Raw genomic sequence first — 9410 nt, 5'->3', positions numbered from 1 at the left:
GCGACATCGAATCGGGTGAGGGTGATTCTGGCGAGTTGTCGGGTGATGCTGGTGACGAGCAACGTCCTTCTCGTCGCGCGGCCATGGCCGCCGAGCAGGCCACGGAAGTGTTTGCCGAGTTGCTGTCGGGCGATTTCGACAAGACGCACGAAGAGGAAGTGGCCGAGGCTGCGACCGAAGAGAGTGGCCCGTACAAGCGCGTGCTGCGTCCCGAGCCCGATGCCCCCAAGCTCCAGAAGGTGCTGGCACAGGCCGGTGTAGGTTCGCGTCGTGACATCGAGCAGATGATCGAAGACGGTCGCATCGAGGTCAACGATCAGGTGGCGCACATCGGTCAGCGCATCTCCTTTGGTGATCGCATCAAGGTGGCAGGGCGTCCGATCCGCGTGCGTATCGCGCCGCCGCCTGCTCGCATCCTGGCGTATCACAAGCCCACGGGCGAAGTGGTGACGCACGACGATCCCCAAGGTCGTCCGACGGTGTTCCAGCGCATGCCTCGCCTGCAAAACGGCAAGTGGATGTCGGTCGGTCGTCTGGACCTCAATACCGAAGGTCTGCTGTTGTTCACCAACTCCGGTGAGTTGGCCAACCAGTTGATGCACCCCCGCTTCGGCGTGGAGCGTGAATACGCTGTGCGCGTGCTGGGTACGCTGGATGAAGGTGCTCGCAACAAGTTGCTGACGGGCGTCGAGATCGAGGGCCAGTCGGCTTCGTTCGTGTCCATCAGCAAGGGCGAAGGCGAGGGCGTCAACCAGTGGTACCGCGTGGTCATCACCGAAGGTCGCAACCGCGAAGTGCGCAAGCTGTTTGACGCGGTCGGTCTGACTGTCAATCGCCTGATCCGCGTGCGCTACGGAGCCATCGTGCTGCCACGTGGCCTCAAGCGTGGCGTATGGGTTGAGTTGGGTGAATCTGATGTGCGCGCCGTGAAGTCGCTGGCGGGCATGGATCGCCAGGAGTTCGGTCAAGGCCAGGGGCAAGGGCAGGGTCGCGGCGGCAAGAATCAGCCGCGCGGTCAGCAGGGCCAAGGCCAAGGGCAGGGCCAGCAAGGCCAGCAGGGCTTCAAGAGCAAGCAGGGTGGCCGTGGTGGTCAGCAGCAAGGCCAGGGCGGTCGTCCTCAGGGCGGCGGTCAAGGTGGCCAGGGTGGTTATGGCAACCGCCAGCAGCCACGTGGTCCGCAACAAGATCGCCAGCAAGACCGTCAGCAAGACCGTCAGATGGCGCCTCGCCACGACATGGATGAGGATATGGACCACATTGGCCCCATCCCCAACCCGCTGGAGCAGACCTTCGACAAGCGTTTCGTGAAGGGCTCCAAGCGCATCACGTCCGGCTTCGGTCGTCCTGATCAGCAGGATCAAGGCGGTCAGAAGAAGGGCAATGGCCCTCGCCAACCCGATCCGCTGCAGACCTCCGTGGGCTACATCGGCGCGGATGCCTATTTCGGCAAATCCGGCGGTGGTGGTCGTCGAGGTGGCGGCGGTGGCGGTGGTCGCGGTCGCCGTTGATTTTGGATTGCGAGAAGCAAGGCGGGCACTCCTCTGGGAAACCCGCGTTGACATCGCGCCTTTGCATACTTTTTACGCTCGGCACTGTCACTGACGCACAGTACAATGCTGGGTTTTGTCAAATCTGCAGATCTTTTCTGGGAATCAGGAGAACTAAATGGCTATCGAACGCACCCTCTCGATCATCAAACCCGACGCCGTTGCCAAGAACGTCATCGGCCAAATCGTCAGCCGCTTTGAAGGCGCTGGCCTGAAGGTTGCTGCTGCCAAGCTGGTGCAACTGTCGCAAGCTGAAGCCGAAGCCTTCTACGCTGTGCACGCTGCCCGTCCTTTCTTCAAGGACCTGGTGAGCTTCATGATCTCCGGCCCCGTGTTCGTGCAAGTGCTCGAAGGCGAAGGCGCGATCCTGAAGAACCGCGACCTGATGGGCGCTACCGACCCCAAGAAGGCCGAAAAGGGCACCATCCGCGCTGACTTCGCTGACAGCATCGATGCCAACGCCGTGCACGGTTCCGACGCTGCTGAAACAGCCGCCGTCGAAATCGCTTTCTTCTTCCCCGCTCTGAACGTCTACAGCCGTTAATTCGCTGTCGACCGTTTCTTTGTTCGAGAAGAAGTATGGACGCCGTCAATCTGCTTGACTATGACCTCGAGGGGTTGACCGCGTTTTGCGAGCAACTGGGTGAAAAGCGTTTCCGCGCCACCCAGTTGTTCCGCTGGATCCATCAAAAGGGTGCGACCGATTTCGATCAGATGTCGGATCTCGCCAAGTCGCTGCGCGGCAAGCTCCAGGGTGTGGCCACCCTCAAGCGTCTGCCCGTGATCAGCGAACACATCTCGTCTGACGGCACGATCAAGTGGCTGTTCGACGTGGGCGGCGGCAACGCCGTTGAAAGTGTCTACATTCCCGAAGACGACCGCGCCACGCTGTGCATTTCATCGCAGGCGGGTTGCGCTGTAGGTTGTCGTTTCTGCTCGACGGGTCATCAGGGTTTCAGTCGCAATCTCACCACGGGTGAGATCCTGGCCCAGTTGTGGCATGCCGAGCATGTGTTGCGCGAGCGCCTGAAGACCTCAGATCGCATCATCAGCAATGTGGTGATGATGGGCATGGGCGAACCGCTGCAGAACTACAGCGCCTTGGTGCCTGCGTTGAAGGTCATGCTGGATGACCACGGTTACGGGTTGTCGCGTCGGCGCGTCACCGTATCGACATCGGGCGTGGTGCCCATGATTGAACGGCTGAAAAGCGATTGCCCGGTTGCGTTGGCGGTGTCGTTGCATGCGCCCAACGACCCTTTGCGTGACGAGTTGGTGCCGATCAACAAGAAGTACCCGATTCACGAGTTGCTGGACGCTTGCCGTGATTATCTGCAGGCTGCACCACGCGATTTCATCACCTTTGAATATTGCATGCTCGATGGCGTCAATGACACCGATCAGCATGCGCGCGAGTTGATTGCCCTGGTCAAGGGAAAGATCAACTGCAAGTTCAATCTGATTCCCTTCAATCCCTTCCCTCAGTCTGGTTTGCATCGCTCTCAGAACGAGCGCGTTCAGGCTTTCGCGCGATTGCTGGCTGACGCAGGCATCGTGACCACGGTGCGCAAGACGCGCGGTGATGACATCGACGCGGCCTGTGGGCAGTTGGCTGGCGAAGTGCAGGATCGCACCAATGCGCGCGATCGCATGTTGCGCCAGCCTGTTGAGACCAAAGTGGCATCCCCGAAGCCCGGGGAACGTAACCGCCACGCGCATTGAAGCGCTGTCAGGCGAAGGCGGAGGCGCTGAAGCCTCTACACTGAACCCCTTTTTAAGGAGACTGCTGCATGAGGATGCTTCGCTCGGTGGTGTTGACGGCTGGCTGGCTGCTTGCCTGTGTGGCGAGCCTGGGCTGGTTGAGCGGCTGCGCCGGTGGCCCTGCGTCGCGGATGTCGTCTTCAGGCGACATCGTCACTGCGTCGGACGAGGGTGATCTGCAAAAGCGCGCCCGCATTCGCATGGAGCTCGCCTCGACCTATTACGGGCAAGGTCAATACAACACGGCACTGGATGAGTTGAAGCAGGCGGTGGCCATTGACCCCAATCTGCCTGATGCGTACGAAATGCGTGCGCTCATCTACGATGCGATGGGTGATGACGCGCGTGCAGTCTCGAATTACAAACAGGCTCTATCGTTGGATGAGCGAAACGGTAGCGTGCTGCACAATTACGGCTGGTACCTTTGCCGCAAGCGTCAGTTCGCTGAAGCTGATGCTTTGTTCGAGCGCGCATCTTCTTTGCCTCAGACGATCTCCACCAGCAAGACCATGCTGGCGCGCGGTGTCTGTCAGGTGAGTGCCGGCCTGTACCCGGAAGCGGAAAAGACGCTGGTGCACTCTTATGAGCTGGATCCGTCCAATCCTGCGACGGCGTTCAACCTGGCTTCTGTGCTGTATCGACGCGGTGAGTTGGAGCGTGCGCGCTTCTACATCCGTCGCGTGAACAACGTGCCTGCGCAGGTCACGGCAGAGTCGCTGTGGCTGGCCATTCGCATCGAGCACAAGTTGGGTAACGCCAATGGGCGTGAAGAGATGGCCTCGCAATTGCGTAGCCGTTTCCCGACCGCTCGCGAGACCAACGCCATGGAGCTGGGGAGGTTCGATGACTGAGCCAACGCCCATCATTTTGTCTTCTCCAGATGCTGGCAATCGCGGGGCGGGAGAGATCCTTCGTCTCGCTCGCCAGGCTCAGAACATGACGCTGGAAGGGTTGGCATCGATCATCAAGGTCACGCCGGCCAAGCTCGAAGCGTTGGAGCAGGGGCAGTACGATCGCCTGTCGGATGCCAACTTCACGCGTGCGCTGGCCATGACCGTGTGCCGTGCGCTGAAGCTGGATCCCACCGAGGTGCTGGCCGCCTTGCCTGCTGCGCGTCCTGCGGCCTTGGCAGAGGGCAAGCCGCCGCTGAACCAGCCTTTCAAGGATGTGCGCGGTGGCTCCCCGTTATTTGATCGGCAGTGGGACTGGTCGGCGCTCTTGAGTTTCAAGTGGCTGGCGCCTACTTTGTTGTTGGCGGGTGCTGTGGCCATCTACGTCTTGCCTGATTCGGTGGATGTGCCTGCATGGGTGCAGCGGGTGTTGCATAGCCAGGCTAAGGTGACGGAGCCGGTCGTCGCGGAGTCCCCAGCTTCGCCAGCACAGGACTTGCCTGTTGCGTCGTCGGATGCTGACGTAGCGTCGGGGGCTGTCGCGTCATCGGCGTCCGTGCCCGCGGTGAATGCGCCAGCAGTTGTTGCGGCGGCATCAGGCTCTCTCGTGCTGGATTCTGCCGAGGCGGGTGCGTCCGCGCCTGTCGTGGCTGCTGGGACGGACCCCAGGTTGGCGCCAAGCGTGGATGCGGCATCTGCCTCGCAAGGTGGCAGTGCCTCTGCCGCTGGTCCTTTGGTGTTGACCGTGACGGAGTCCTCCTGGATTGAGGTACGTGATGCCAAGGGCGTCAAGCTGCTGTCCCAGCATGTGCGCCCCGGTGAGACGCTCTCGCTTAACGGCACGCCACCGCTCAAGGCGCTGATTGGCAACGCCGCAGGCGTGAACATGAGCTACAAGGGGCAGCGCGTTGATCTGGTGACATCTGCCCGCAACAACGTGGCGCGAGTGGAATTGAAATGACTCTGGAAAATCTTCGCCTCATCGACATCGCCCGGCCAGCAGCGCGTCGCTCGCGGCAGGCTCGCGTGGTGTGGGGTTCTCGTGTGGTCACGATCGGTGGCGACGCGCCCGTGCGCGTTCAGTCGATGACCAACACGGACACCGTGGATGTGATCGGAACGGCCATTCAGGTCAAGGAGCTGGCGCTGGCTGGTTCTGAGTTGGTCCGCATCACGGTGAACACGCCCGAAGCCGCTGAGGCTGTGCCGCATGTGCGGGATCAGCTTGATCGAATGGGCATTGACGTGCCGCTGGTCGGCGATTTCCACTATAACGGCCACCGCCTGCTCACTGACTACCCGGCGTGTGCCGAAGCCTTGTCCAAGTACCGCATCAACCCGGGCAATGTAGGCAAGGGTGACAAGCGTGATCGCCAGTTCGGTCAGATGATCGAAGTGGCCATGCGCTACAACAAGCCAGTGCGCATCGGCGTGAACTGGGGCAGCCTGGATCAGGAGTTGCTCGCGTCCATGATGGATGAGAACGCCCGCAGCGCCGATCCCTGGGACGCGCAGCAGGTCATGTACCAGGCGCTGATCACTTCGGCGCTGCAGTCGGCGCAAGCAGCGCGCGAACTGGGCATGCCGCCTGAGCAGATCATCCTGTCGTGCAAGGTCAGTGGTGTGCAGGATCTCATCAGCGTCTACCGTGGCCTGGCTGATCGTTGCGATTACCCCCTGCACCTGGGCCTGACCGAGGCCGGCATGGCCACCAAAGGCACGGTGGCATCGGCCACGGCTTTGTCCATCTTGCTGCAAGAAGGCATTGGCGACACCATCCGCGTGTCCCTGACACCTCAGCCGGGCGAGGCCCGCACGCAAGAGGTCGTGGTTGCGCTCGAGATTTTGCAGGCGCTGGGTTTGCGCACCTTCGTGCCCAGTGTCACCGCCTGCCCAGGGTGTGGTCGCACCACCAGCACGACCTTCCAGGAGCTGGCCAAGCAGATTGACGACTTCCTGCGCGCCCAGATGCCCGTCTGGCGCAGCCAGTATCCAGGCGTCGAAAAGCTGAAGGTGGCCGTGATGGGCTGCATCGTCAACGGCCCTGGCGAGAGCAAGCACGCTGACATCGGCATCAGCCTGCCAGGCAATGGCGAGGCGCCTGCCGCGCCCGTGTTCATCGATGGCGAAAAGGCCATGACTTTGCGTGGAGAACGCATCGCCGAAGAATTCCAGCAGATCGTGCAGAACTACATCGATCGCCGTTTCAACAAGGCCGAATCCGCTTCCTGAGCGATCGCCTGACTCCCTACGTAAAAGAAGAAGATCTTATCCATGGCCGAGATTTTGAAAGCCATCAAAGGCATGAACGACATCCTGCCGCCGGAATCGGCGCGCTGGGAGTGGCTGGAGGACGTGGTGCGCAAGGTGATGCGCCGCTACGGCTACCAGAACATGCGCACGCCCATTGTTGAGCCCACGGCTTTGTTCGTGCGCGGCCTGGGTGAAGTGACCGACATCGTCGAAAAGGAGATGTACTCCTTTGAAGACAGCCTCAATGGCGACAAGCTCACCTTGCGCCCTGAAGGCACGGCTGGTTCCGTGCGCGCCATCATCGAGCACAACTTTCTGTACGAAGGCGGCAAGCGCCTGTACTACATCGGCCCGATGTTCCGTCACGAGCGTCCGCAAAAAGGGCGCTACCGTCAGTTCCATCAGGTGGGCGCCGAGGTCTTGGGTTTTGCTGGCCCTGATGTCGATGCCGAACTGATCCTGATGACGGCCGCCCTGTGGCGCGACCTGGGTCTGGAAATTGGCCGCGATGTGTCGTTGCAGATCAACAGCCTGGGGCAACCTGAAGAGCGCAAGGCTCACCGTGCTGCCCTGATCGCCTACCTGGAGTCGCACGCCGAGCAGTTGGATGAAGAGGCGCGCCGCCGCTTGCACACCAACCCATTGCGCATTCTGGACACGAAGAACCCTGCCATGCAGGCCATCGTGGAAGGCGCGCCCAAGCTGATTGACTTTCTGGGCGAGGCTTCGTTGGAGCACTTTGGCGCCATCAAGCATGTGCTGGATGTGGCCGGGGTGCCGTATCAGGTCAACACGCGCCTGGTGCGCGGCATGGATTACTACAACCTCACCGTGTTCGAGTGGGTGACCGACAAGCTTGGCGCTCAGGGTACGGTGTGCGGTGGCGGTCGCTACGATGGGCTGATCGAGCAGCTTGGCGGCAAGTCCGCGCCTGCCGTTGGTTGGGGGCTCGGCATGGAGCGTCTGCTCCTGTTGTTGCAGGAAGTCGGGATCGAGTCTCCGTCTACCTCGCCTGACGCTTTCGCTGTCGTGTTTGCCGGCACGCCTTTGTCGACCGTATTGACTACGATTGAGGGCTTGCGTGCCAAGGGCGTGCAAGTGGTGCTCAATCCTGCGGGTAAGGACGGCCCTGCCAGCCCCAAGTCTCAATTCAAGAAGGCAGATGCCAGCGGCGCGCGTTTTGCCCTGATTTTCGGCCCTGACGAAGTGGCTCAAGGGCAGGTTTCGGTCAAGCCACTGCGCGACGGTGGTGAGCAGGTCATGCGCTCCTTGGCGGCTACTGGGGAATGGGCGGAGTCCTTGCTGCCTTCCTCGCGGTCATAATCCTCGGCTTTTACACATATACAAACGGGAACCGTCATGGCGACCTACGATCTTGATCAACAGGAACAGCTTGACCAATTCAAGCACTTCTGGAAGCAATACGGCAATCTGATCACCTGGGTGCTGGTCATCGCTTTGGGCGGCTATGCAGCCTGGTCTTACTACCTGTACTGGCAGCAGCAACGCGGTGCAGCCGCAGCAGCTTTGTACGAAGAGTTGGATCGCGCGGCGCTCGCTGGCGACGCGGACAAGGTCGGTCAGATTTTTGGTGATCTGAAGGGCAAATACGCTGGGGCCACGTTCACTGAACAGGGGGCCTTGCTGGCAGCCAAGGTCGAAGTCGACAACAAGAAGGTTGACGAGGGCAAGGCGACGCTGCAATGGCTGGTTGGCAGTGGCAAAAACGCCAACCTTGTCGCTGTGGCGCGTTTGCGTCTGGCTGGCTTGCAGATGGATGCCAAGCAGTTCGACGAGGCGCTCAAGACGCTGTCCGGCGATCTGCCTGCCGAGTTCGCGCCGCTGGCGGATGACCGTCGTGGTGACATCCTCATGGCGCAAGGCAAGAAGGACGATGCCGTCAAGGCCTATTTGGCTGCCTGGAAGGGCGTCGATCCAACGGTGGAATACCGCCGCTTCATCGAGAGTAAGCTGACCGCTCTGGGGCAGCCCCCGGCACCGTTGCACAGCAAGGTTGCGCCAGAAGGCGCTGCGGCAGCGAACGGTATGCCGCCCGGCCTGGCCCCGACAAACTGATCTGTCTGATACTGTGCCGTCTGGCCGTACATTGAACTGGACGCTTTCCTGGAAGCACACATGACCCTGATCCGCGCTAACCTGGTGAAATTGCCACCGGTCGCCTCTCGCCTGACCAAGCTGGTCCTGTCCTCGGCAGCACTGCTCGTCGTGACGGCTTGTGGCTCCAGCAAGCCCAGCCCTGCCTCTTTGGAGTCGTTGACGCCTACCGTGCGTTTGACGACGCTGTGGTCTCATCGCATTGGGTCGGTTGAGGGGCCGCAACTTTTGGCCGTGCGTAATGGTCAGATCACGGCTGCCAGTACGGATGGCGATATCGTGTCCTTCGATGTAGCGACGGGCGCTGAGCGTTGGCGAGCCAAAGCCGGTGCAGATCTGACGGCTGCAGTTGGGAGTGATGGCCGCTATGCGGCTGTGGTCACGCAGGCCAACGAACTGCTCACGTTTGACCAAGGCAAGCCGCTCTGGCGTGAACGACTGCCTGGTCGTGTCATCACGGCACCTTTGGTTGCCGGTGAGCGCGTTTTTATTCAGTCTGTCGATCGCAATGTGCGTGCATACGACGCGCTGGATGGCCGGTGGCTGTGGCAATACCAGCGTCCTGGTGGCGAGCCGCTGGCCTTGGCCAATGCTGGGGTGATTGCAGCTTTCCGCGATACTTTGCTGGTGGGGCAGGGGCCTCGCCTGGTTGGGTTGGATCCAATCAAAGGCGCGGTGCGGTTTGACGTGAACGTGGGGACACCTCGCGGCACCAATGAAGTCGAGCGCTTGGCCGATCTGGTCGGCCCGCTAGCCAGGGTGGACGACGAAGCCTGCGTGCGGACCTTCCAATTGAACGTCGCCTGCCTGGAGTTGAACCGGGGTTCATTGCGCTGGAGTCGCC

General features: G+C 61.1%; 9 protein-coding genes. All 9 read left to right on the top strand.

Annotated elements, in window-relative coordinates:
- Positions 1-1508: 23S rRNA pseudouridine(2605) synthase RluB (rluB, locus tag EPO09_RS11345; protein ID WP_290643143.1), on the top strand; the 1508-nt coding region annotated here is incomplete at its 5' end.
- Positions 1509-1665: 157 nt separating this feature from the next.
- Entirely contained in the window at positions 1666-2091 is a 426-nt protein-coding gene (gene ndk / locus EPO09_RS11340) for a nucleoside-diphosphate kinase (protein ID WP_290643141.1), read from the top strand.
- 35 nt (positions 2092-2126) lie between these two features.
- Positions 2127-3269 (top strand): 23S rRNA (adenine(2503)-C(2))-methyltransferase RlmN, encoded by a 1143-nt coding sequence (gene rlmN / locus EPO09_RS11335; protein WP_290643139.1) that lies wholly within the window; start codon positions 2127-2129, stop codon positions 3267-3269.
- Positions 3270-3337: 68 nt separating this feature from the next.
- The gene (gene pilW, locus EPO09_RS11330; protein ID WP_290643136.1) at positions 3338-4159 is read left to right on the top strand and encodes a type IV pilus biogenesis/stability protein PilW; all 822 of its coding nucleotides are present in this window, start codon (positions 3338-3340) and stop codon (positions 4157-4159) included.
- Complete coding sequence (locus EPO09_RS11325; RefSeq protein WP_290643134.1) at positions 4152-5159, top strand: helix-turn-helix domain-containing protein; 1008 nt, start codon at positions 4152-4154, stop codon at positions 5157-5159. The genes pilW and EPO09_RS11325 overlap by 8 nt, the downstream gene beginning before the upstream one ends.
- Positions 5156-6430: a flavodoxin-dependent (E)-4-hydroxy-3-methylbut-2-enyl-diphosphate synthase gene (gene ispG / locus EPO09_RS11320; RefSeq protein ID WP_290643132.1), complete on the top strand. Its 1275-nt coding sequence runs from the start codon at positions 5156-5158 to the stop codon at positions 6428-6430. Before EPO09_RS11325 ends, ispG begins: the two co-directional genes overlap by 4 nt.
- Before the next feature lie 42 nt (positions 6431-6472).
- Positions 6473-7774 carry a histidine--tRNA ligase gene (gene hisS / locus EPO09_RS11315; RefSeq protein WP_290643129.1) on the top strand — a complete coding sequence of 434 codons (1302 nt, stop codon included), beginning with the start codon at positions 6473-6475 and terminating at the stop codon, positions 7772-7774.
- A 36-nt stretch (positions 7775-7810) separates the two neighbouring features.
- Positions 7811-8527: a tetratricopeptide repeat protein gene (locus tag EPO09_RS11310; protein ID WP_290643126.1), complete on the top strand. Its 717-nt coding sequence runs from the start codon at positions 7811-7813 to the stop codon at positions 8525-8527.
- A 60-nt stretch (positions 8528-8587) separates the two neighbouring features.
- Positions 8588-9410: PQQ-binding-like beta-propeller repeat protein (locus tag EPO09_RS11305; RefSeq protein ID WP_290643124.1), on the top strand; the 823-nt coding region annotated here is incomplete at its 3' end.

Source organism: Aquabacterium sp., from assembly GCF_004297345.1.
Classification (GTDB): Bacteria; Pseudomonadota; Gammaproteobacteria; order Burkholderiales; family Burkholderiaceae_C; genus Aquabacterium.
The sequence above is the reverse complement of the archived record's forward strand: the minus strand, read 5'-3'. Positions and strand labels throughout refer to the sequence as shown.

What these genes read in the sequence shown, in the direction of transcription:
- rlmN (WP_290643139.1), top strand. Translation starts at nt 2,127, where the DNA reads ATGGACGCCGTCAATCTGCTTGACTATGACCTCGAGGGGTTGACCGCG.
- ndk (WP_290643141.1), top strand. Translation starts at nt 1,666, where the DNA reads ATGGCTATCGAACGCACCCTCTCGATCATCAAACCCGACGCCGTTGCC.
- ispG (WP_290643132.1), top strand. Translation starts at nt 5,156, where the DNA reads ATGACTCTGGAAAATCTTCGCCTCATCGACATCGCCCGGCCAGCAGCG.
- pilW (WP_290643136.1), top strand. Translation starts at nt 3,338, where the DNA reads ATGAGGATGCTTCGCTCGGTGGTGTTGACGGCTGGCTGGCTGCTTGCC.
- EPO09_RS11325 (WP_290643134.1), top strand. Translation starts at nt 4,152, where the DNA reads ATGACTGAGCCAACGCCCATCATTTTGTCTTCTCCAGATGCTGGCAAT.
- hisS (WP_290643129.1), top strand. Translation starts at nt 6,473, where the DNA reads ATGGCCGAGATTTTGAAAGCCATCAAAGGCATGAACGACATCCTGCCG.
- EPO09_RS11310 (WP_290643126.1), top strand. Translation starts at nt 7,811, where the DNA reads ATGGCGACCTACGATCTTGATCAACAGGAACAGCTTGACCAATTCAAG.